General features: G+C 63.5%; 22 protein-coding genes and 2 pseudogenes. 6 read left to right on the forward strand and 18 right to left on the reverse strand.

Annotated elements, in window-relative coordinates:
• Nucleotides 1-314 precede the first annotated feature (314 nt).
• Nucleotides 315-1,678, reverse strand: a protein-coding gene (locus ATN00_RS02040; RefSeq protein WP_373886176.1) for an IS3 family transposase whose coding sequence is annotated in 2 segments (ribosomal slippage) — nucleotides 315-1,328 and nucleotides 1,331-1,678 — 1,362 coding nt in all. Because the reading frame shifts where the segments join, the coding sequence is not laid out codon by codon here.
• 90 nt (nucleotides 1,679-1,768) lie between these two features.
• Here ATN00_RS02040 and ATN00_RS24180 point away from each other — a divergent pair.
• Together ATN00_RS24180 and ATN00_RS02050 are read left to right on the forward strand one after the other, a co-directional pair.
• The gene (locus tag ATN00_RS24180; protein WP_257720653.1) at nucleotides 1,769-1,891 is read left to right on the forward strand and encodes a hypothetical protein; all 123 of its coding nucleotides are present in this window, start codon (nucleotides 1,769-1,771) and stop codon (nucleotides 1,889-1,891) included.
• On the forward strand, nucleotides 1,888-2,964 hold the full coding sequence (locus ATN00_RS02050; RefSeq protein ID WP_062061437.1) for an SAVED domain-containing protein: 1,077 nt from the start codon (nucleotides 1,888-1,890) through the stop codon (nucleotides 2,962-2,964). The genes ATN00_RS24180 and ATN00_RS02050 overlap by 4 nt, the downstream gene beginning before the upstream one ends.
• 223 nt (nucleotides 2,965-3,187) lie before the next feature.
• Here ATN00_RS02050 and rlxS read toward each other — a convergent pair whose 3' ends face one another.
• The 6 genes from rlxS to ATN00_RS02080 form a co-directional block, all read right to left on the reverse strand.
• The gene (rlxS, locus tag ATN00_RS02055; protein WP_062061440.1) at nucleotides 3,188-5,179 is read right to left on the reverse strand and encodes a relaxase/mobilization nuclease RlxS; all 1,992 of its coding nucleotides are present in this window, start codon (nucleotides 5,177-5,179) and stop codon (nucleotides 3,188-3,190) included.
• Nucleotides 5,180-5,470: 291 nt separating this feature from the next.
• Complete coding sequence (locus ATN00_RS23300) at nucleotides 5,471-5,608, reverse strand: hypothetical protein (RefSeq protein WP_156415200.1); 138 nt, start codon at nucleotides 5,606-5,608, stop codon at nucleotides 5,471-5,473.
• A gap of 252 nt (nucleotides 5,609-5,860) precedes the next feature.
• Nucleotides 5,861-6,517 carry a lytic transglycosylase domain-containing protein gene (locus tag ATN00_RS02065; RefSeq protein WP_062061446.1) on the reverse strand — a complete coding sequence of 219 codons (657 nt, stop codon included), beginning with the start codon at nucleotides 6,515-6,517 and terminating at the stop codon, nucleotides 5,861-5,863.
• Entirely contained in the window at nucleotides 6,505-7,092 is a 588-nt protein-coding gene (locus ATN00_RS02070; protein WP_062061449.1) for a S26 family signal peptidase, read from the reverse strand. Before ATN00_RS02070 ends, ATN00_RS02065 begins: the two co-directional genes overlap by 13 nt.
• Nucleotides 7,085-7,330: a helix-turn-helix domain-containing protein gene (locus tag ATN00_RS02075; protein WP_062061452.1), complete on the reverse strand. Its 246-nt coding sequence runs from the start codon at nucleotides 7,328-7,330 to the stop codon at nucleotides 7,085-7,087. The genes ATN00_RS02070 and ATN00_RS02075 overlap by 8 nt, the downstream gene beginning before the upstream one ends.
• Nucleotides 7,331-7,513: 183 nt before the next feature.
• Complete coding sequence (locus ATN00_RS02080; RefSeq protein WP_062061455.1) at nucleotides 7,514-7,846, reverse strand: DUF736 domain-containing protein; 333 nt, start codon at nucleotides 7,844-7,846, stop codon at nucleotides 7,514-7,516.
• A gap of 533 nt (nucleotides 7,847-8,379) precedes the next feature.
• On the opposite strand from ATN00_RS02080, the gene ATN00_RS02085 reads away from it, so the two are divergent.
• Nucleotides 8,380-9,021 carry a hypothetical protein gene (locus tag ATN00_RS02085; protein WP_062061458.1) on the forward strand — a complete coding sequence of 214 codons (642 nt, stop codon included), beginning with the start codon at nucleotides 8,380-8,382 and terminating at the stop codon, nucleotides 9,019-9,021.
• Nucleotides 9,022-9,092: 71 nt separating this feature from the next.
• On the opposite strand, the gene ATN00_RS02090 is transcribed toward ATN00_RS02085, so the two are convergent.
• From ATN00_RS02090 to ATN00_RS22720, 3 genes and pseudogenes are all read right to left on the reverse strand, one after another.
• Nucleotides 9,093-10,898 (reverse strand): ParB/RepB/Spo0J family partition protein, encoded by a 1,806-nt coding sequence (locus ATN00_RS02090; RefSeq protein WP_062061461.1) that lies wholly within the window; start codon nucleotides 10,896-10,898, stop codon nucleotides 9,093-9,095.
• A 98-nt stretch (nucleotides 10,899-10,996) separates the two neighbouring features.
• Nucleotides 10,997-11,404, reverse strand: coding sequence for a DUF2958 domain-containing protein (locus ATN00_RS02095; protein WP_062061464.1), 408 nt, complete (start codon nucleotides 11,402-11,404; stop codon nucleotides 10,997-10,999).
• A pseudogene (locus ATN00_RS22720) lies at nucleotides 11,401-11,685 on the reverse strand (zincin-like metallopeptidase domain-containing protein); the annotation flags it as partial. The pseudogene ATN00_RS22720 and the gene ATN00_RS02095, both read right to left, overlap by 4 nt.
• 144 nt (nucleotides 11,686-11,829) lie before the next feature.
• Here ATN00_RS22720 and ATN00_RS02105 point away from each other — a divergent pair.
• From ATN00_RS02105 to ATN00_RS02115, 3 genes and pseudogenes are all read left to right on the forward strand, one after another.
• Nucleotides 11,830-13,041 carry a tyrosine-type recombinase/integrase gene (locus ATN00_RS02105; RefSeq protein ID WP_062061472.1) on the forward strand — a complete coding sequence of 404 codons (1,212 nt, stop codon included), beginning with the start codon at nucleotides 11,830-11,832 and terminating at the stop codon, nucleotides 13,039-13,041.
• Nucleotides 13,038-13,979 carry a tyrosine-type recombinase/integrase gene (locus ATN00_RS02110; protein ID WP_062061477.1) on the forward strand — a complete coding sequence of 314 codons (942 nt, stop codon included), beginning with the start codon at nucleotides 13,038-13,040 and terminating at the stop codon, nucleotides 13,977-13,979. Before ATN00_RS02105 ends, ATN00_RS02110 begins: the two co-directional genes overlap by 4 nt.
• Nucleotides 13,976-14,854: pseudogene (locus tag ATN00_RS02115) on the forward strand (tyrosine-type recombinase/integrase); the annotation flags it as partial. The gene ATN00_RS02110 and the pseudogene ATN00_RS02115, both read left to right, overlap by 4 nt.
• Here ATN00_RS02115 and ATN00_RS22730 read toward each other — a convergent pair.
• The 8 genes from ATN00_RS22730 to ATN00_RS02155 form a co-directional block, all read right to left on the reverse strand.
• Nucleotides 14,736-15,734 carry an ArdC-like ssDNA-binding domain-containing protein gene (locus ATN00_RS22730; protein ID WP_475630840.1) on the reverse strand — a complete coding sequence of 333 codons (999 nt, stop codon included), beginning with the start codon at nucleotides 15,732-15,734 and terminating at the stop codon, nucleotides 14,736-14,738. The pseudogene ATN00_RS02115 and the gene ATN00_RS22730 overlap by 119 nt on opposite strands.
• 416 nt (nucleotides 15,735-16,150) lie before the next feature.
• A complete protein-coding gene (locus ATN00_RS02125; protein WP_062061486.1) occupies nucleotides 16,151-16,663 on the reverse strand; it encodes a DNA -binding domain-containing protein in 513 nt (170 codons plus the stop codon).
• Nucleotides 16,664-17,112: 449 nt separating this feature from the next.
• Nucleotides 17,113-17,772: a hypothetical protein gene (locus ATN00_RS02130; protein ID WP_156415201.1), complete on the reverse strand. Its 660-nt coding sequence runs from the start codon at nucleotides 17,770-17,772 to the stop codon at nucleotides 17,113-17,115.
• Complete coding sequence (locus ATN00_RS02135; RefSeq protein ID WP_231746362.1) at nucleotides 17,769-18,626, reverse strand: TonB family protein; 858 nt, start codon at nucleotides 18,624-18,626, stop codon at nucleotides 17,769-17,771. Before ATN00_RS02135 ends, ATN00_RS02130 begins: the two co-directional genes overlap by 4 nt.
• The gene (locus tag ATN00_RS02140; protein WP_082635063.1) at nucleotides 18,616-19,080 is read right to left on the reverse strand and encodes a YbaN family protein; all 465 of its coding nucleotides are present in this window, start codon (nucleotides 19,078-19,080) and stop codon (nucleotides 18,616-18,618) included. The genes ATN00_RS02135 and ATN00_RS02140 overlap by 11 nt, the downstream gene beginning before the upstream one ends.
• Nucleotides 19,064-19,657 (reverse strand): biliverdin-producing heme oxygenase, encoded by a 594-nt coding sequence (locus tag ATN00_RS02145; protein WP_062061492.1) that lies wholly within the window; start codon nucleotides 19,655-19,657, stop codon nucleotides 19,064-19,066. The genes ATN00_RS02140 and ATN00_RS02145 overlap by 17 nt, the downstream gene beginning before the upstream one ends.
• 80 nt (nucleotides 19,658-19,737) lie before the next feature.
• A complete protein-coding gene (locus tag ATN00_RS02150; protein WP_062061495.1) occupies nucleotides 19,738-21,189 on the reverse strand; it encodes a surface lipoprotein assembly modifier in 1,452 nt (483 codons plus the stop codon).
• 146 nt (nucleotides 21,190-21,335) lie between these two features.
• Nucleotides 21,336-22,112, reverse strand: coding sequence for a Slam-dependent surface lipoprotein (locus tag ATN00_RS02155; protein ID WP_062061498.1), 777 nt, complete (start codon nucleotides 22,110-22,112; stop codon nucleotides 21,336-21,338).
• Nucleotides 22,113-22,173 lie beyond the last annotated feature (61 nt).

Consider the following 22,173-nt stretch of genomic DNA (forward strand, 5'->3'; position numbering starts at 1 on the left):
CGACGGGGCCGGTCCTTCCAGCGGCGTTCACGCGAAGCATGATCGTGAGCTAGCGCGCAAAGTAACTGCCCAATGGCATCCGGCAGGCATGCATCGGGCGATTACAGGTTCAGGCAAAAAGGTTCGCCACAACTTCGCCGCTGGATGTACCGGTCTGCCACGCCTGCCACTGGAAGCGCTTGGGATTTAGCTTTTTATTACCAAGTACGATGGCAACGGCCGCATCAGGCAGTCTTTCACTGTCCGTCGTCAGAACATTCGGCACAACTCGCGGCGTAGATTAGCGGAGTGCGGACCTCGTCAGGGGGTTGATGTTAGGCGGCGAACTTGCGGTGCTGCAAGCGCCGATGTTCGATGGTCTGTCGCTTGATCCTTTCGCGCAGTTTGATGATTGCCGGAGCCCTGCCGAAGTAGGCGTCGGCAGGCGTCACGTTGGCCAGGCTCTCGTGGTATCGCTGGTGATTGTAGTGCTCGACGAAGGCCTCGATGTGGGCTTCGAGGTCGCCGGGCAGGAAGTAGTTTTCCAGCAAGATGCGGTTTTTCAGGGTCTGGTGCCAGCGCTCGATCTTGCCCTGGGTTTGGGGATGACACGGGGCGCCGCGGACATGGCTCATCTTCCGGGCCTCGATGTATTCCGCCAGCTCACCCGCGATGTAGCTGGGGCCATTATCGCTGAGTAGCCGGGGTTTGTGCAGCACCGTGGCGCTGTCGCAACCAGAAGCCGCCAGGGCGAGGTCCAGCGTGTCGGTGACGTCCTCGGCTCGCATGTTGGTGCACAGCTTCCAGGCGATGATGTAGCGTGAGAAGTCGTCGAGCACGGTCGACAGATACATCCAGCCCCACCCGATGATCTTGAAGTAGGTGAAGTCGGTCTGCCACATCTCGTTCGGCCGCGTGGTTTTCGTGTGGAACTGATCGGCAGCCTTGATCACGACATAGGCCGGGCTGGTGATCAGGTCGTGGGCCTTCAACAGGCGGTAAACCGTGGATTCCGACACGAAGTAGCGCTGCCCATCGGTGAAGCGCACGGCCAGTTCCCGGGGGCTCAGCTCAGACTGTTCCAGCGCCAGCTCGATGATCTGGTCGTGGATGCCCGCCGGGATGCGGTTCCACACCCGGCTCGGCGCCGATGGCCGATCTTCCAACGCCTCCGGCCCGCCTTCGAGGTAGCGATCATACCAGCGGTAGAATGTCCGACGAGGGATGCCGAGTTGGTCCAGCGTGCGCTTGGCCGACAGGTGCGACTGCTCGACGGTTCTGATGATCTCGAGCTTCTCGGATGCGGGATACCTCATTCGTCGTTGCCCCCATCCGCGACCATGCTTTTTTTGAGCAGACGGTTTTCCAGTGTCAGATCGGCCACGCATTCCTTCAGGGCCCGGGCTTCGCGGCGCAGGTCCTGGACCTCTCCGGTGGTCGCGGCACGGGCGGTGTCGCCGGCCAGGCGGCGCTTGCCAGCTTCCATGAACTCCTTCGACCAGGTGTAATACAGGCTCTGGGCAATGCCTTCCTTGCGGCATAGCTCGGCGATGCTGTCTTCCCCGCGCAGGCCATCCAGCACGATGCGGATCTTGTCCTCGGCCGAAAAGTGGCGCCGGGTCTGTCGGCGGATGTCCTTCACTACCCGCTCTGCTGGGGCCTTGGCGGGCGATTTTACATTGGAGGATCTGGGCTTCATCTTCGTTCCTTCGTCACTACGACGAAGCCCAGATCCTCCTTAAATCACAACCTCAAATCTGTGCCATCGGTGCTGACGGCGGACATCGCCATGCTGCTGATCGTGCGCACGGCTTGGTGGCGGCGGCTGTTGTTGTCGGCGACGCTGTTCCAGCGCGGCGCGCCACCGGAGCCGATCGAGATCATCGACGGCGCGAAGGGGAACCAGACGTGAAAAAGCATTTCGACTATTTCATTCGCTCCTGGATCGATTTCATCTTCCTGCGCCCGCTGCCGGGCATGCGGCTCATCAAATGGGGCGTGACGCTGATCCTCGCGACCTTTGCCGGGTTCGCGCTGACGGTTGGCATCCCGACCGAGAACGGCCGGATTGATGTGTCCTTCGATTCCGGTGCCGGCATACCGGCCTTTGTTTTGGCGCTTGTCCTCACGCTCGCCTCCCTAATGATTATCGGTGGAGCACTATGGCTGATTGTCGATCTGCGACGCGAGAGCCGCAAGCAAGTGCTGGCGATCGAGCTGCGAGGGCTACGGGACATGAGTGGACAACCGCTCATCTCCGCGGTCCCCACGGGGATTATGGACCGGCGCGTCTCACTCCTACTCGATATCCGGCAGGGTGCGGACGGCGTTTTGCTTTCGCCCGAGCAGGCGTTGGCCAGGCTCGAGAGCCTACCGCACATGATCCATCAGAACTCGACAGGCCGGGACCGTCGCGACCTCACGGTCGTTGCCGGCGGCATGGCCGCGGTGCCGTTCGCCTTTCTGATGGGGGTTCTTCTAGATGATGAGGGCCGTGTGACCCTGCTGGACTGGGATCGGGCCCAAGAATGCTGGCGCGGTCTCGACGAACCAGACGACGGCGAGCGATTGGTGCTGACCGGGCTCGAGACGGTCGGTGATGCCAGCGAAGTTGTGGTCGCGGTCTCGGTGTCTTACCCGGAGGATCGGGTTGCTATCGCACATCGCTTCCCAGGCCTGCCGGTCATTCGGCTAGGGCTACCTGCTCCGACAATCGATCATCATTGGTCAGCGGCGAAACAGGCGGCATGGGCGCAGCAATTCTTCGACTTGGCGCGCCAGCTTTGTGCGACTAATGTCCGGCAAGTTCACCTTGTGCTTGTTGCGCCGACCAGCGTGGTGATCAGCTTCGGCCGCAGCTACGACAAGCGCAATCTGCCGGCACTCACCGTCTATCAATATGAGAATGGATCGCCAGCGACCTACCCATGGGGTATCAAGATGCCCGTCGCGAACGCGCCAGGCGCAACGCTTGTTCGCTCATGAATTTGAAATCTTCGGCTCGTCGAGTGCCACAAGGGCGAAACCGGAAGATGGTGTAGAGCAGCGAATTGGATGTCCGCTTTGGGGCAGAGTCGAGGGGCCCTTGGACGTCTGATAAGAGGGCGCGAAGCTGACTCCCGAACTTGCGGCGAAAAACGTCCGCTATCCCGATTTACCTTCCTATGAGCTGCCGTTCCGGATCGTCCGCAACGCCAGTCATTGCCCCTTATGAAATCGATGGCCCACCACGCTGGCGACCGATGGTCCAGTTAATGGCATCGCCACGCACAATGCCGGATACCTCTTTGCCGATATGGCGTTCGAGCACCGGCCGCCACGGCACGAGGGTAAATTCGCGGCTCTTTTCGATCAGCGCGTAGCGGCCCGACGCGAGTTCGACCGGCCGGCGATATAGGCCCTCGATGCGCTCGCCGTTTCGGGCTTCGGCATAGCCCAGCCCGAGTTCGCTGGAGAGCTGCCCGGCAACGCGGGCAAGTTCTCGCCGCCGCAGGGTGGCAAGCAGGTTCGTGCGGATAACGGTGCGCCCCTGTTCTTCCCGTGCCAGTCCTTGCGCTATCAGCCATTGGCGCCGCCGGTCGAGCGCCTCCCTCACTTCCCTGCCGAAGCCGGCATCGCGCGGGGGTTCCACTTCCGCGCCGACAAGCTGGCGATCGAGCCAGGTCGCGCCGTCACTGAACACCTGCCGGTCGAGCGGGAGCGCGGAGAGTGTATCGACGATTACCGGTGCAGTCTTCGCCCGCTGGGCCTCGAACGCGGCAGCGCGCTCGATATGATCGGGTGCAATGATCCATGTGCCATCCGCCTCGCGCTCGACCCCGCTTCCCTCTCTGGCCAGGCCCCTGCGCATTGCCTCCAGCCGCCGGACATGGGTTTCGGCAAAGGTCTGCGTCGCATTGGGATCGTGGCTCAGGTGGATGTCGATGCTGTAGTGCCCGCCATGGGCGGAGGCGATCTCGGTCACGGTGCGATCCACGGCGCGGGCGACCGTCGATTTCGGGTCGATCCGTACCAGCGCACCCGCCGGGATAGGATCGGTCGCATCCCCCTTGCCGATATCGACATAATGGCTGCGCCCATCGGTCGCATCGACGATCAGATAATGGCGGTCGTTGATCTCGTCGGACAGGCCTCGCTCGACCACCTGCCCGACGATTGGTATCATGGTCGCGGGATCGGCGATCGCATAGTCGGCTGCCACGCGCTCCAGCCCATGGTCGGTGAAGGCCCGCTGCATGGTGCGAATGATGTCGCCGCGCTCGCCCATCCGGCGCAGCACATCGTCCGTACCTTCGGCGAGCCGCCAGCGACCCGGTGCGATCTCGCCCGCAAGACCCAGCCGGCCAAGCTTTTGCAATCGCCCGGCGCGCAATGATTGCTGGACAGGATCGCGGTCGACAGCTTCTACGATCCGCTCTCGATCCATGTCGCGCAGCAGACGCCGGTCGATGCTCGTCAACCGTTCCTGCTCCATCTCGCGATGCAGCCGGTCGCTGATTTCCATATCGGTGCGCGGCCCCAGATCGAGCGAGACCAGTTCAGCGGCGCGTTCGCGGATGCCGCCTGTCAAATATTCGCGACCGATGACAAGATCGCGACCCCGCTCGTCCTTACCACGCACGACGATATGGCTATGGGGATGGCCGGTGTTGAAGTGATCGACCGCCACCCAGTCCAGCTTCGTGCCCAGATCCTGCTCCATTTGTGTCATCATGCGGCGAGTCAGCGACTTGAGATCGCCGTAGCTTTGACCATCCTCGGCTGAGACGATGAAGCGGAACTGATGCTTGTCGCCATCCGCGCGTTCGAGGAAGGCGCGGCCATCCGCCTTTTCCTGTTCGGCGGTGTAGAGCTGGCCCGGCGTGCCTTCACGAGTGACGCCGTCGCGCTGGATATAGCGCAGATGCGCGCGGGCGGCATTCATTCCCTTTGCCCGATCGAGCCGGACGATGCGCGATTTCACCATGACGCGGCGCTGACGGAAAGCGGCGAAACGATCGCGCGAGGCGAGCACGCGGCCGACGCCCACGCCGACACCCGAGCGGTTGCCGTGGAACCGGCCCCGGCTTCCTCCGCCGGACTTGATGCCGCCGGCGAGATTGGCGGCCTGCAAGACCTGGCTCATATAGCTGCGCCCGCGCCGGATCGGGGTGCTGCGCTGCTTGCCAAGACGTGGTTCGATCTCGTCGTCATCGGACATGGCGCATCCCTCCGGCTTCCGTCGATGGCGCCATGGGAAAGCCCAGAAATCCGGGGGCTTTGACGGGGTGTGGCGCCATAGCCTCCCGGATGGCGCCATCGGCGATCATCCAGAAAATGATGTGCAGACAATAAGTTATGGCGGAGTGCCCGAAGGGCATGGTGCCATTTCTTTGATCTTGCCTTACCCTTTCTCCCCTCGGAAACGCTCCCGTCCTTCCTCTTCCTGCCTTTGCCGCGATCATAGAAAAGGCCGGGAACGACGCCGGGCGACGCCGTTCCCCAAACCCCGTCAATCCTCCTGTCGCTGCCGTTCCAGTTCTGCCAGTGCAGCTTGCAATTCGGTCTCGATCTGTCGGATTTCGGCCGGATCGTCGTTCCATGACAGTTCCGCCTGAAGCTCGTCGATATGCTGCTGAATGGTCATCATCGCCTCCTGATCTTCGAAAGATGGAGGCTGCGCCCGGTATGGAGCGGGCCGGGTCAAGGACCGCGAAGCGGCCGCGCGAGCGGCGATGCCGGGCGCGATTTTTTCCGGCCTGGCGCCCAATCAATGAGGAGGGAACCGGCCTTGCCAAGCCGGGAAAAATCGTGTCCGGCGTCGTCCTTGAGGCGGCCCGTTCCATGCCGGATACTGGGCAATCTCGAGCGGATATCCTCCTCTCCCCAAACGCCGGGCCTCTCATTTCTGGTCCTCCCGCGACTGTTCCAGCGTCACGAACAGCGGGTTTTCTGGTGGCGCTTCGGTGGCTGGTGGGTCCGACTTGCTCACCATTCCTAGTGCGAAGAAGAGCCGCTTCCCCGACAGGATCTCAGGCGGCATCGTGGACGTGGCCGGTTCTCGCGCGAGCTGGGAGATATAGGCGCGCGTCTCGCCGGGAAGCGGCCTTCCTGTGCGCAAATGCTCGGCGTAACGTCCAGGACCGGCATTATAGGCGGCGAACAGACCGGGATATCCGAAGCGATCATACATGGCACCCAGGTAAGCCGTGCCCGCCAGGATATTGTCGCGCGGATCATGCGGATCGGGGCCAAGCCCGTGCCGGCGGCGCAGGCTTTCCCATGTGCCGGGCATGATCTGCATCAGTCCCATCGCACCGGCGCTGGAGGTGATCGGACGGCCATGGAGATGTGTCCGGCCACGGCTTTCGGCCTGCATGACGGCGGCGATCCAGGCCTGCGGCACGCCGAACCGGCGCGAAGCTTCGGCGATGAATGAACGCCAGCGTTCGACGGCCGGGGAGGTATGTTCCACCATTGGCGTGGAATTCGCGAATGTCGCGGACGGTATCGCGAGCGCCAGCAGCAGCGGCGTGAAGGGGCGGATCAGCGCAGCCATAATGGCACCGCCTTTCCGATCAGCGCGTCCTCATCGATCGGCCCGAAATAGCGACCATCGAACGAGTCCGGCGCATCCATCAGCAGGAGCACGCGCCCGCCCCGGAGCAATTCGCATCCGTTCCACCAGGGCAGCGGGCGGCCCTGCCGGTCGGCGGTGCGGCGATCCGAGACCTTCACGCCGTTGACGAAAATCTCGTAACCGAGCGCGCAGACATCATCGCCATCGCGCGCGGCGATCCGCTTCAGGAGCGGCACATTGGCGGGCAGATAATGGCGCGCGGCGGCAAGCGAGCGGACGCTTTCGGGCGTGTGCGCCAACACCATGTCGCCAGCGCGGAAACGGGCATAGGGATCAACCCGCCACAGCCCGATGGGGGCGCTCGCCGACGCATTCCAGATCAGGCGCGGGGCTGGCCGGATGGCGAAGTCGAGCGTCGTGGCAAGCCCGATCAGGGCCAAGCCGATGCTGCTTGCGATCAGGACCGGTCGGCGGCGCGCCCGAAGCTGGCGGGCGAGTGGCGGATGCCATTCGAGCAGCGGTGCGGGCGTGGGTTTCGGGAGCCGTTTACGCATCGCGGCCTCCCGTCGCCGGGGGTATTTGGCCGTTGGTGCGCGACCACTCGTCGAGGTCGTCGATATGGTAGCGGATGAAACGGCCATGGCGGCGGAAGCGCGGGCCGAGCCCTTTCCACCGCATCTGTTCGAGCGTCCGCCAGTTGAGGCCGATATAGAAGGCGGCCTGTGCGGTGTTGAGGAACGGGCTGCCCTTTCGCGCCCGCGCAGCGCGGGCGTTCGGATCGTCGTCGTCCATGTCTGATGCTCCTTTTTCGGGCATGGAAGCGACGGGTTCATCGCCTCGGATGCCGGAGAGCATTTGGACGCGCCGGGGTGCGCTCGGGCAGGCCCGGTTCAGCCAACCCCCGGATTCGGGCGATCCAGGAATTGGATACGCAAAGCCCCCGCGCTGGAGAGGACGCGGGGGCCTGCGAGCCGGTCAGGCGGCTTCGTTGACGATCACGGCAAGCACGTCGTCATCGTCCTGTCCGGCAGCGCGGCCGAGATTGGCGTAGATCGGCCACTGCGCGATCTGCGGGTGGAAGATGCGCAGCGAGATATAGGGCTTTCCGGTCTCGCGACTGACCTTGATCCAGCCAGCGCCGAGTTCGTTCGCACCGCTGTAGATGCGGAAATCGGGCTGGCGTTCGCTCGCCTTGGCGGGGTTGGGAACGATCTCGATGCCGACCGGATTGCGGCGGCCGAGGAGCGCGATGCTCCCGCGCATTTCGTTGGTTTCAGGGTTGCGCGAGACGATACCGAGAGTGGACATGACATAAGCTCCTTTGCTGTCCGCCGGAGCCGATCCCCGGCGATGCATGGACCGCGATGGGCTGGCTGGGACGCACGCACCCGAGAGGGCCGGAGCGTAAGCGAAGGACCGGGTGCGCGGATTATTTTGGAGCGTAGCGGCCGCGAGGAGCCGGAAGCGCAGCGACGGCGGGGAAAATAGTTCGTGCTCCCGGTTGCGGGCGTCCAGGACCGCCCATAGGTCCGACATGCAGCCGGGATCGCGCCCGGTGTGAGAGGCGAAACGGGGCTGGTTTTCTGCCCAAGAACGCTCTTTCGCTTCCCCGAAGCCTGTCGACATATGAGCGCAGGATCGCCGATCCGCACTCCGTAGACATGGGCAATTGCGCCTGTCACTTGCGCTCGCTCACCATGCTGATAGCATCGGCGGCGGTCGATCCGACCGGACCTGTCGCCGGGTCAAAACGGACCGGAAATACCCATCGACGCGCACCGATCCCTTTCGGGCCGTCACGTAATCGGCGACTGACGGCTAGCTATGAAAGGAACGGTCGCATGGCCGCGATTCTGCTGACGCCTGCCAATCTTCATCACCTCAAAAGCTGCCTGCGCGTGGCGCTCCCGTACGTCAAATCCAGCTACATAAGCGAGGGGCTGGCCGCTGCGCTCGGCTATCGCACCCACGCCGCGCTGCTGGCCGATATGAAGGCCTCGCCCGAAAAATATCCGCCGCTCGGGCGGGCTAGCGATGTGAAACTGGCCGAGCGGCTAAGTGATTTTAAAGTAACCGATTGTGTGGCGAGCGTGGAAGGCGTGGCCCGTGATGCCGTCCCCGACCCGATCTGGTGTGTCGCTAAAAGAGCGGATCGGGAGGCGAACAGCCGGTGGCACCAGCAATGTCGAAGGCGAGGATTTCCGCTCATCTTCGTCTATGTGACGGGGAAGTCGGCCCAGCTCGATTGGGATTACATTACGCTTGATCCGAAGAGGGAAGCACATCTCCACGATGAAGCAGGACTGGCATTGGAAGATCGGATGATCGCCAGTTTCCAGAAGAGAGCGGCCAACGATTTAGGTAATCCATCTTTCCGGGGAACGTCCTGCGTTGGGAGGATTGTGAGACTCGCTCCGGCGACCGCCCGCGCTCTGGCCGATGATTTTTTCGAGATGCTGTATACGCCGGTGCGCGCGGCATAGCCGCGTGTACCGGCGCGATTTTTCAGGCCAGACATGATGAAAGGGACGGCGGTTGCCGTCCCTTTCTTAATTCACTCTGCTGCGACGGCGTAGGGATCGACTGGCCCGATCTCGACGGGAAGCGGCGCGGGCAGCCCCTTGATATGCGGCTCGACCTGCTTCCACTTGGCGAGCGAAGCGAAAGGCCGGGCAGTATAGCTGGCGGCGGGGAAACGCAGCCAGCGGGGAACCCAGCCCTCGACCTTCCTGCGGTCATTGCTGCCGGTCAGGCAGTCGCGGACAATGGCTTTCTGCGTCTTCACCTTCTCCGCGATATTGCCGTCCGCAACCTTTTTGCCCGCCACTTCGCGTAGCATGGCATTCGCCATCTGCCGGTCACGGACAAGATCGAACAGCGCATCGTCGGGAGTCCATAGCGCGCCCATATCGACCTTGAGATAGCTGCCCACGGCCTCGACCACGGCGCTGCCTGCTTCCATCGTCTCGCCCATGACCACGGCAAGAATGGCGAGCACATCGCCGTCGCCAAGGGCGAGCAGCCGGGCGAAGATCGCGGCGGTTCCTTCGCTCCTGCCATTCCCGCCCGTGACGGTCGGTTCGTCGTGTGAGAAGTCCAGCAGCGCCAGAGCCGCGCGGCGTCTGGCATCGAATAAAGCTTCCGCCGTGCTGGTTTCAACGCTCTCGGCGGTCGCCTCATTGCGGCAATAGGACTTCTCGGTCTTTATGGTCCAGAGCGGCGATCCGGTGATGGCATGGGCGACCATCAGGCGCAGCGCCGCGCCGGGATGATCGGTCAGCACGGCGCGGGCGGCGGCATGGCGGTGGAGGTCGATATAGGTCTGCAAGCTGCTCGTCGTCTCGCTGCGCTGGTCGCGCGCTGCCTGTTTGTCGGCCTCGGTCTGACCCGATCTGGCTTCCTGCGCGCGGGCCTTCTTCGCCTCTTTGCCCGACAAGTAGCCCTCGTGGATTTCGACTTCGCCGCCATGGGTGATGCTGATGAACACCTTGCCGCCCTTGGTCTTGGGCGTCCGTTCATATTCCCACGCATGGAAATAGCGCCCCGGTTCCATGATTTCGACATCGGCCCAGTCATCGGAGAGAAGCTCGTCGCGCCTGACGGCGATGGCTTCATTCTGTGCGCGCCAGAACTGATCGGCATCGGCGAAAATGCCGTCCTCGCCGAACAGGTCCGCGACGATCTTGCTCTTATATCCGTCGAGCGGAAAGATCGCGTGTCTGGTGGAAATGGATGCGCCGCCGAACAGCCATGATTTGAGTTGCTGGCCGGTGGGGACATATTCGTCCGGGCTGTCGAACAGGGCTAGCCATTCCTTCTGCTGCGCCTTGGTCGCAAGGGTCAGATGGCGGACGCTCGCAACATTGATCTCGCCATCACGATAGAGGTTGCGGATACGGGGCAGCAGATTGCCGAGCGCAAGGATGCGGCGGACGTAGAGGTCGGTGAGGCCGAAGGTCTGCCCGATCTGTTCGGGCGTCCGGCCTTCCTTCTGCACGAGGCGGGTGAAGGTGTCCCATTGGGTGACTTCGTCGGGATCGAGCCTGCCGATATTTTCGATCAGCGAGGCTTCCAGCGCGGCGGCATCGTCGCCCGGCTCCATGATCGCGCATGGCAAGGCGTCCGCTTCGCCGTTTTCCTGCGCGGCGAGACTGGCGGCATGGAACCGGCGCGCGCCTGCGATGATGCCGAACATATCAGGCTTGCCCTCGTCCTCGCCGGGACGCACGATCAGCGGTACGATGACGCCGCGCGCCTTCACGGTGGGGAGAATGTCGGAAACGTCCGGAGCCTTGTCGGCATGGCGCATATTGGTCTTGCTGACGAACAGCTTGCCAAGTTCGATATTTGCGAGTTGCATGGGTCTTCACTCCTTCTTGGGGTGGACCGGCTCCGTTCACTGTTATGGGAATTGCGGCGGACGGAGCCGGACAAACGCGGAGAAGAGTCCGCGCGGGCTCATCCGTCCGGGTCGGGCGGAATCTCGGTGTTTCGGTTCAATTCACGCGCGCGCGCCGCCGTCGCCGGTAGCCGCTCGTCCTCAGTGACGCGGCTTACGATACGCGCGGCATCGGCATAGACGGTGAGGCCGAAGCGGGCGCGAAAATACAGGTCACGCTCGATCCGCAGGCCATAGGGAAGCCGGACCGATACGATTTCGGTGAGGCTGAAGGTGCCCATTTCCGGGCATCCGAAACCAAGGTCGGCCAGCCCGAACAGAGTGTCGCCGTCCTCATAGAGTTCCGATGCAAGCCATGTCGCCGCGCCGATGGGATTGAACAGCTTCAAGAGCGGCGCATGGTCGGGACCACATTCGGCCCCGTTCGCCAGCAGCTTCGCGCGGATGTCGGGAGGAAGCAGGATCATGCCGCCTGCCTCCCGTTTTGGTCTTCGCCATAAGCGAGGATATAATCTGCGGCCTTGCTGGCCTGGCCCGCTGCACGGAAGATCGCGCGGTTATCCTCGCGCATGACTTCGAGCCATGAGCCGACATAATCGGAATGGCGAACGGTCGGCGCGATGCCCAAGGCCGCGCAGATGAACGCGGCTGAAATCTCGGCGCATAATTCTTCGCGGGCATAGGGTTTGGACCCGAAGCGGCCGGTCTGGTCGCGGTCCAGCCGGGCGCGGTGGCCAGTCCAGTGGGTCTTATGCCGATATCGGCATAAATGTCATAATGCCGTGATCCGGATTATGCCGCATCTGGTCGGCAGCGCGCGGTTGGCAGTATGATCGCGCCAATCCCATTCGGCATAATCTTCGTCGCTCCAACAACATGGAGCACGACGATCATGCCTGAATATTTGCAGACCAGCATCGAGCCTTATCTGGACTCGTTCGCCGAGAGTTTTGCGGCGGAGAACTACACGCCCGCCACGATCAATGCCTATCGATTGATCCTGCGGAAAGTGGGCCGCGTGATGGATGCTGAGGGTATCAGTCCTTCGGCGTTGACGCTCGATATGGCCGAGCAGGTGGGCCGCCAGGTGCCGCGCAAGCATGCGGGCACGGCATGGCCGTATAAGTTGGCCCGTCGCTTCGCGCAGCATCTGCTCGATATCGGCGTGACGCAGCCGGTGCCGTTGACCGAGGTGCAGCAGGCGCGCGCGACACTGCTGGCGGACTTCGAGACCTATCTCGTCAAACAGCGCGGCCTCAGTCCGCGGAGCATCCCCCATACGATAGGCTTCGCGCGCCGCTTCCTCGACTATCGCTTCGGCGAGACGATCATCGATCCGGGCAGCCTGCGTCCCGCTGACGTGATCGGCTTCATGGAGCATGTGCTGACCAGCGCCCGTCGCGACAAGACGGTCGCCACCCATGTCCGTATCTTCCTTCAATATCTGTTCGGCTGCGGGGCCACGGCGACCAATCTGGCGCTGAGCGTGCCGAAGACGGCGAAGGTCTGGGGAGCGCGACTGCCGCGCCACCTGTCGCCGGAAGGCGTCGAGGCGGTGCTGGCTTGCGTGCGCGACAATCCCCGACATGGCGCGCGGGACTATGCGATGCTGCTGCTCATGGCCCGGCTTGGCCTGCGCGCGGCCGAGGTCATCGCGATCCAGCTCGATGATATCGACTGGCGCTCGGGCGAGCTTACGGTGCGTGGCAAGGGCCAACTGCACGACCGCGTGCCGATCACCGTGGAGGTCGGCGACGCGCTGAGCCGCTATCTTCGCGAGGAGCGAGGACCGGCGGCTTGCCGCACGATGTTCGTCACCCATCGCGCGCCTCATCGCCCGTTCAAGGATGGGCAGATCGTCAACGCCATCCTCAAGGATGCCCTCAAGGCGACCGGCCAGAAGCCGGCGACGCCCTATGTGGGATCGCACCTTCTGCGTCATAGCCTTGCCACCCAGCTCGTGAATACGGGCGCGTCGCTCGACGAGGTGGGCGACGTGCTGCGGCACCGCTCCCGATCATCGACAATGATATATGCCCGGCTCGACATCGACGGACTGCGATCGGTCGCGCTGCCCTGGCCGGTGGCGGGAGGCGCGCAATGAGCCTCGCCTCCCAGCTCGACCGCTATCTGAGCGTTCGCCGCAGCCTCGGCTACGACCTTGGCACCAGCGAGCGCATCTTGCGTCGCTTCACCCGGTTCGCCGACCACGAGGGCGCCGCCCATATCGATACGGCGCTGTTCCTGCGCTGGCACGCCACGCTGGCCGAAGCCTGCCCATCGACGCGAGCGGCGAGGCTCAGCATCGTGCGGCTGTTCGCGCAGTGGCTGAGCAGCTTCGATCCGGGGCACGAACCGCCGCCGCGCGGCCTCTTGCCGGGAGGCTTCCAGCGGTCGCGCCCGCATATCTACACCGATGCCGAGATCGGGTCGATCATCGCAGCGGCCGAGACGCTGCCATCGATCTACGGCCTGCGCGGGCTGACCTGCTCGACGTTGTTCGGGCTGATCGCGGTCACGGGCCTGAGGATCAACGAGGCGCTCGGGCTTGATCGTGATGACCTCGATACCGATCATGGCGTGCTGCGCGTCCGGCAAGGCAAGCTCGGCAAAGAGCGGTTGTTGCCGCTCGATCCGAGCGTCGTCGCGACGTTGATCGACTATCTTGCCGAACGCGACCGGCTGCTCGGCCATCCGGCCAAGCCGCTGTTCGTCACAGACAAGGGGACGAGGCTCACTGACTGCGCGGCCCGCTACAACTTCGCGCGGGCTTGCCAGCAGATCGGGCTTCGGACTCCACAGCCATACTGCAAGCATGGCCGGGGGCCGCGCATCCACGACCTTCGCCACACCTTCGCGGTGAAGACGATGATCGGTTGGTATCGCACAGGCAAAGACCCGGCGCGCGAGATGATCCGGCTGACGACCTATCTGGGCCATAGCGATCCCTCCAACACATACTGGTATCTGGAAGCGGTCCCGGAACTGCTCGATCTGGCGATGGCGCGAGCAACGGCCGATGGCCGGGAGGCAGTCCAATGAGCGCGGTTGCCTTGCCTGCGCTGATCCAGCGCTTCTTCACCGACCGGCTGTGCGTCCAGATGGAGGCGAGCCGTCATACGGTCGCAGGCTATCGCGACACGTTCCGGCTGTTGCTCCGGTATGCGAGCGCCCACCACGGCAAGCCGCCGGTCAGGCTCACGGTCGAGGATATCGACGCCGATCTGGTCGCCGACTTCCTCGTCCATACCGAGACGGCGCGTGGCAACAGCGCGCGCAGCCGCAACACCCGGCTCGCCGCGATCCGCTCGTTCTTCCGCTACGTGGCGATGAGCGATCCGACCTGGCTGCTGCACTGCCAGCGCATCCTCGCGATGCCCAACAAACGCTATGTGAAGCGCACGGTGACGTTCCTCGACGCCGACGAGATCGCGGCGTTGCTGGCAGCGCCGGACCGCACGACATGGGCAGGGCGGCGCGATCATGCGCTGCTGCTGCTCGCGGTCCAGACGGGCCTTCGGGCATCCGAACTGGTTGGCCTCACGCGCGGGGATGTCGTGCTCGGAAGTGGCGCACACATCCGTTGCATGGGCAAGGGCCGGAAGGAGCGCGCCACACCGCTTCGTCGCGAGACTGCCAAGCTGCTGGCGGCGTGGATCGGCAACGACAAGGACGAGAGCAGACCGCTGTTCCCGTCGATCCGGGGCGAACGGCTGAGCCGCGACGCACTCGAACATCTGGTCCGCAAGCACTGCCTCACGGCATCGCGCGCGTGTCCGAGCATCGGCGCCAAGCGGGTCACGCCGCATACGCTGCGCCACAGCACGGCGATGGACTTGCTTCACCACGGCGTCGATCCTGCGGTGATCGCGCTCTGGCTTGGTCACGAGAACGTCGAGACAACCCAGATCTACATCCACGCCGACATGCGGATGAAGGAGAAGGCGCTCGCTCGCGTCGCGGCTCCGCCCACCCCGTCAGGCCGGTTCCGGCCCGACGATCAACTCCTCGCGTTCTTGGAAGGGCTCTGATTATGCCGAACAGACGCATGGCCGATGCCCGGAAATCCAGCTTCCAGCGGAACCCATGCGGCATAATCCGGATCACGGCATTATGCGATAGCTCATGGAAGGCCGTCCGGTAGAAATTGATCTGGTCGCGGAAGGCCGGTTGCGGCGGCACGGCCACGAAATCGCCGCCGGGCGCATAATATGCCTTGTCGCCGCCGATGCGGAAATCCGCGCCCGTCGCCCGGATCAGTGCCTCAGCGTGTGGCACGATCTCGCGTTCCGGCAAGGGCGCAGCTTGCGTGGCCAGCGCGTTCAGGGCTTCTGGGCGCAGCCCTTCGCATTGGGCCACGTTGAAGACGGTGAACCTTTTCAGGAATGGGACGGCACGGGCGTCTTTGCCGGTTTCTCGTACCTTGGCCTTTTCGGCCTCGGGAATGAAGCGGTCGGCATAGACAACACAAGTTCCGCGCTCGCCCTTGCGGACGCTGCCGCCTGCTTCCAACGCCTGTTTGAAAGTGAGCCAGCATTGTGAGGGATAGTCCCCTTCGATGGCCGCACCCCAAAGCAAGAGAACATTGATCCCGGAATAGCGCCGGGCGGTGAGCGCGTTCATGGGCAGGCCAGGACCGCCTGCGACATGAGAATCCCACGGCTGAACCCACGGGAAGCGTTCTGCCTCCAGTTCGGAAATGATCTTGCGCGTCACCTCGTCACAGAGGCTCGCGCGGGGCTGCATCTTGTCCTCGCTGCCCTCTCCACGCGCGCGCCGTCTGCGGGAAAAGCCCATGCCTAGCCTCCTTCACTGGCCCAAAACCGACCGCAAACCCGCCGGGCGTGGGGGGTGGGCGGCAGGAGCGACCAGAAAGGCCCGCGCCCAAGCGGCGGGCGGCACCCGAGGCGGGGCGAAACGAAGAGAAGCAGCCAAGCGGAGCGCAGGCTTGCCGCCCGCCGCTGCGGGCCTATCAGGGCGCGCCGACCACCCTCCGCGCCCAAGGGGTTGCAAACCCGAAAACGCCGGCGCGCAGCGGCGCGCCGGGCAACCGACCGGGGGCGGGCACGCCCCCGGCACGCGTCAGCGATCGTGACCGAATGGCCGGGACGCGTGACACGCGGCCCGGTGGAGCATGGCGACGTCAGGAGCCTGGCGGAATAGAGCGCGACCGTCCGCGAGCGGACGGGACGCCACGGAAATCAGACTTCCCGCTACCAATCTCCATCCAACAGGAATCTTCGATATCCAATCTCGACACGCTGTTCGGCCAGTTTCAGCAGCCGTCCGATTTTCTTGCGCGAAGAATCAAAGCTCACCGCATCGGCCATTTTCGGTCCCAGAACGGCGATGACGGTTTCCCGCTGCCCCGCCCCGGCTCGGCGCGCATCGAGCACCTGCAAAGCCTGGACCCTTCGGGCCACGACCGGGTCGGCAGGGAACAGCGGACGCGGCAAGCGCCGAAGGCGCCAGAGAGCGGATAATCGCCGGAGCCCGAGAATCTGGGGAATAACATGCCGCAGCGACGGAACCGTGAAGGAGAGCCGCACCGGCCCGTTCAGGATCGTCGCACCGTGCAGTTGCAGCCGCACATGACGAAGTCCATCAGCGATCAGCACATGCTCTGTCCCGCCATCCCGCAGGACAGCAATGCTGAGCGGCAAGTCGCGAAAATCGAGCGCGTTGGCGTCACCGGCGACAGCCTTGCGTGCCCTGGCCTCCAGCACTGTCGGGTCCCTATCCGCGCGCCAGAAGGCAAGGCCGGTATCGGCGTCCTCGGCGAAATCGAAGCCCCCGTGACGCGGGCTCGCCGCCGGTCAGAGTCAAAACACGGATCGGCGGATCCGGGCGCAGAATATGTTCATGAACAGGCGATGCCGGCATATCGGCCATTTCGGCATGGCGGCGGGCAAACGCGAAATCGACGGCTGCGCGGCCTAGCTGGAAGAGCGGACGATAGGTCGACCCGTCTCTCCAGTCGCGTGCTGGCGCATCCGGCGTTTCTGCCCGCATGTGCGCGGTCCTCCCCTTGCGTCCCTGACGGACGGATCGGATTGAGGGCAGCCATCGTGGTGAACCGCGACTACCTCAAGACACGGCGAGACACCGTGAAGAACAAAGGTGCTCCTCCCCGTAAATCCGGTGATTGTTCAGATAGATTGGCAGTGGAGTGCGGCTATCGGCGGAGAGCTTTTTCATGCCGCCAGCCTTCGTTGGTCAAAATCAGTGAAGCCTTGTCTTCACCCTGCCGGACATCCACTGCCTTCGCCATTCTGGGGAAGGCCGCGCGCAGGCCGGGGTCGGCGCTCCAGGGCGCAATATCGTCGAGCCGGTAGTTGTAGCGGACCTGCGAAACACGCAGGCCCATCAACTCACCGGGCTGCGTCCAGGACATGACTTCGGTAATATGGCGCCGGGCGAAGCAGAGTTCATTGCGACCAAGAGAGGCGTCGGCCGCCTTGCTGATGACTTTGGCGCCTTCGCGGGTCGGCCGGTAGACGAGATAGTCGTCGACTCGATGCTTGCCGGAATAGGACGGCTGTTCCTCCTGCTTCTTCTCGATCGTCAGCAAGCCCGCCGCGACCATGGCCTCATAGCCTGTCCTGCTGCGGGAATGTGTGCCGACACGGATTTTCGCGGGCATGTCGCCGACGTTCACGCATTCGCCATGTTCGTCGAACCAGCTTTGCAGGGCCGCACGGAAATTGTCCTCGGTCGCATCCTGGACGCTACCGCAACTCGCCAGCAGGGCGGTCATCGCGGCCAATCCCCACCGCCGGCGGCCGGTCGATTGATGGGAATTATCCCGCTCCTCGAACCCTTCGCGTAAGTTCATCGGCGTGAACCGAGATAGAATTCGACCGGGATGGTGAGTTCGACTTCGTCGGGCATGTCCTTGGGAATGGCAGGCAAGGGCTGCGCGCGCTTCAATGTGTCGAGAGCCGCCTGATCCAATGTCGTGAAGCCGGAGCTTCGCAGCACCGATACGCTGAGGACGAAACCGGCCCGGTTCATCCGAAACCGGATCTGCACCGTGCCTTGCTGACGCGCCGCGCGAGCGCGCGACGGAAAACGGCGATAGTGTTCCAGATGCGCCAGCAACCGTGCTTCCCAGTTCTGCTTTGCATCGCTGGAAAGTTTGGCCGCGGCAGGCGCTGCGAGACTTTTGGGCGCTGTGGTTTCGGGAACGGGCGGACCCGGGTCGATCACCGCTTCCACTGGCTCGCGCACTTCACGCACTAACGACGTGGTCTGGGGAAGCTGCACCATGGGCGGCGGTGCCACTATTGCGGGCTCTGGCTTGGGTCGATCTTCCTGCCGTTCAACCTGCTTTGGACCAGTGGCAACCTCACGAGGCGGCTCCGGAGGGGCTGCGAGAGGCCGCAATTCCACGACCAGCGGAGCGGATGGAGAAACGACCATCGGACGCACGACCCGCCATGTAAAGAACACGCATCCCAAGACCAGCGCGGTGATCATGGAGGTGCCGGCGATTCCGAACAGCCGCGTCCGCCAGTCCATCGGCTGATCGCAATAGCGGCTATGGCTCGGAGCGACAAAAATGGCCTGGGTCGGATCGTCCCTGTCGCCTTCGGCGGTACGTTGATCAAATCGATAGGAAACTATGACGGTGTTGCTGGCGAGCAGTCCATCTTCATCGTCCGGCACCCGTTGCAGATTATCCCTCATTGCTGATCCCCGGCGTCGGACGGCGGATGATCCATATGGCGGCAGCCAGCATCCCCGCCGCCACGGCGAGGGCCAGACCCATATTCGGCCTTACGTGGAGCCAGAACAGCCCGTAACCGGCCGTCATGCCGATGCAGGCCGCAACCTTGGCATGACGAGGAACGGCGCCTGTTTCCCGCCAGGCGCGAAGGCCGGGGCCGAAGCGGGGGTGACCCAGAAGCCAGGCTTCCAACCGAGGTGAAGATCTCGCAAAACAGGGCAGCGCCAGCAGCATGAAGTCCGTGGTGGGGAGGAGTGGCACGAAGATGCCGACAAATCCCACTGCCACCAACGACAGCCCAAGCACCAGCCAGCTGGATCGGGCTACAGGCCCGCGCCGGAGCAGGGCTTCGGTCGCGGGCTTGGTGCCGGGTTCAGCCCCAGGCTCAGCCCCAAGTTCAGCCAACGCGGGCATCGACCAATGCCTGTACACGCGCGAATGCAGCATTCGCACCTGCCACCGCGCGGGCGTCTTCCTCGGCAGACAGTTGCGCCGTATCGAGAGCGGCGGTGAACGCGCGCCAATGTGCGGCCGGCCCATCGGAGGCAGGCGCGAGATGCCGCGCGCCATGGTCGTCGGAAAGCCCGATCCTGGCCGCTTCCTTGCGGAGTAGGGCCGCGCCCATGTTCGACCCTTCGGCCACATAGAGCCAACCCAGCGCCGCAGAAATATCTATGACATCGGTCGCCGAAAACGCCGGAGGCGTGTCGTCATGAGGATGGGGTAGGCCGAGGTCAGCAAGGTCGGCGGCGATCAGCGGCAGGCGTCGCCGTTCCATCAAGCCGGGCAGAAGCGCCTGCAAGGCTGCATTGTCATACAGCGCGTCGATGTCCCGATGGAAAAGATACTGGACCGTGACGAAACGGCCATAGCCTTCAACGGTAGCGAAGGAGGCGGCCGCCATGATCGACTTGTCGAGCCGGTCATGGGTTTCGTGGGTAAGCGCCTTCAAACGCTTGGCGCGGGAAGGTTCGAGAATATCAGTCTTCATAGATGCTCCTCTTGCGATGAAAAAAGGGGGTTTGGGGCAAGCAGTCCGAAGGCAGGACGCGCGGCCAGGTTGGCGGAACGCTAGAAGGCATAATCCATCCTCACGGCCAGGCTGGTTTTCCGGTAGGAGTAAAGCCAGTCGACGGTGCTGCTGACGCGGCTATGTTGGACAAGAAGACTGGGCGTCAGGCCGGCAAAACGCAGCGCAGGAAACCGGACATTGGCGACGTAGTTCTGTTCGCGATCGCGGCGCTTGGCCTCCAGCAGTTCGCTGTAGGCGCGATAATCGCGCTGCCGCAGCGAAGCGAAGGCGAGCAGGCTGACGGCCTGCCCGAACTGCTTGTTCACGCCGAGCCGCAAGCCATATTGGCGGTAGGCATTGACCGGATCATCGGCATCCTTGGCGGAGAAGTCTGGCCCTGCGAACACCGTCCAGCCGTGCGGGAGCACTTTCCAACCAGTCAGCAGCACCTCGATCAATGCACCGTCATGATCTTGGTAGGACGGTAGACGGTAGGTGAACCAGCGACGGCTGGCCTCGATCTGGATCGCGGTCGTCGCGGAAGGATTGACCATCGTTTCCGCCCGGATGCCAACGGCATCGTAAAGGATATCCGGCCCAAGCGATCCTATGTCGAACGTTGGCGACAGCGTGAAACTGGTCCGGGCGGTGCGGTAATCATAGCCCAGTTGCGTCGTCAGCGTGGTCTGGCTGTACCTGCCATGGTCGGGATAGATATCGCCGTAGAACAGCACGCGCCCGGTAATGCCGCTGTGTCCGCGAAGCGGAATGCGGCGGCTGATGCTGCTCTCGAAATTGATGCCCGTCGCCTCAATCGGATCCGGCACCTTGCGGTCGATGAGGCAAGTACCGTCCTCTCCTGTGAGCAGGCAGGTATAGCTGGCCGAAGACTGGTTGAGATTGCTGCTGTAACCCGGACCCAAGGCGATCGAGCCCTGCCAGCCGCGCCGATTGGCGAGAGCTTGCGTAAAGCTGTCGATGGTCCGAAGGACGCCTGCCGCCTTGTCGCCGTCGTCCGAAAGGGCGGCGCGGGCGGCTTCGAACAGACGGCGCGCCTCGCGATCCTTGTGGTTCTCGAACAGCACGCGCGCCAGCTCAAGTTGGCCAGGCACGAAATCGGGCTGCAGGCCAAGAAGTGTCCGGTACTGGCGTTCGGCCTCACGCAGTTTGCCGGCAATCCGCGCAAGCGCCCCCCGCGCATAAGCGACAAGCATCGGGTCACGATCTTCGAATGCCAGATAGGCTTGGAGAAAGCGCCGGACGTCTGGCCATTGCCTGCGTGCAACGGCGACATAGAGCGCCTCACCAACCTCGCTGACCGTATTGGCGACCGCGTACGTCTTGCCGTCGATCTCGATGGTCGATGGAACGCCGTCCAGATCGTCGGCATCCTTCAGCAATTGCCGTTCGACCTCGGCGTTCTGATTATCGAGGCTCTGGTCGAGGCGCAGCCGGGTATCGGCATTGCCCGAAGTCTGCGCCGCCGCGGTGCCAGCAAAGGTGCTAGCCATGGCAAGGCTCCAAGCAAGCCGGTACAGAAATTGGGCGCGATAAATCGTCACGAAATGCGGGAGCCCTGATGGAAGAAAGGGGAATGGCCGGGAAACAGAGGCGCCATGCGGCACCCCTGTCCCATTGCCGTGTCGGCTGCGAAGGTTCAGTTCTTTGTGCCACCGAACGCGGTGTTGTATTGGCGCGCGGAAGAGAAGTTCACGATGCCGGCCAGAGCGGCCGCGTTTGCGCCGAAGAAGCGGCCCGAAACGATGCCACTCGACGCCACGGTACTACCCGACTGCGTCGCTGTTGCGCCGGTGCCCGCAAAGTTGGTGCCAGCGATCGTCGCCGTGCCGATGTTGACGGCATAGCCCGAGCCGGAATTGGCGATGCTGCCGGTCAGCGTCCCCGACGTGCCCGACCCGAAGTTGGCTGTGAAGGTGCCGGTCAGCAGGCCCTTGTTGGCATAATCGCTGACGCCCTTGACGGAATAGGTCGCCGAACCACTGGTCGGAACGGTGGTCGTGCCGCCATCATCACCCGCATAATAAACGGTGTGCGTACCGTCCCCGACACTCGACGTCTGCGACCATTCGCCGAAGTAGAGGTTGGCGCTGCCAACCTTGGCGAAATGAAAGACGCCAAGATTGCTGTGATCGGTGGGGACGCTGGTCCCGGCGTTAATGGTGCTGACTCCATTGCCATCGGTCCCGACCGAGGATTGCAGGCCCTGGAAATCTACGAGGTTGCTGAGCCCCGTGGCCGGAACCGCGATGCCTGGTCGTCCGGATACGTGTGGCCCGCCGTTTACGGTACTGGTGCCGACCACGACTTCGCTGGTATCGCTGGAGGCCCCATAGATGCCGGCATGGGCAGTCCCGGCGAAGAATGCCGATGCGGCGAGCGCAATGGCAATCCGGTTGAGATTCGAGAGTTTCATGCTAGTTCTCCTACGTTCGAGTTGCCTGCGAGCAGGCGCTTGCACCCAGGGTTCGCCACCG

It is taken from the genome of Sphingobium baderi (genome assembly GCF_001456115.1).
GTDB lineage: Bacteria > Pseudomonadota > Alphaproteobacteria > Sphingomonadales > Sphingomonadaceae > Sphingobium > Sphingobium baderi_A.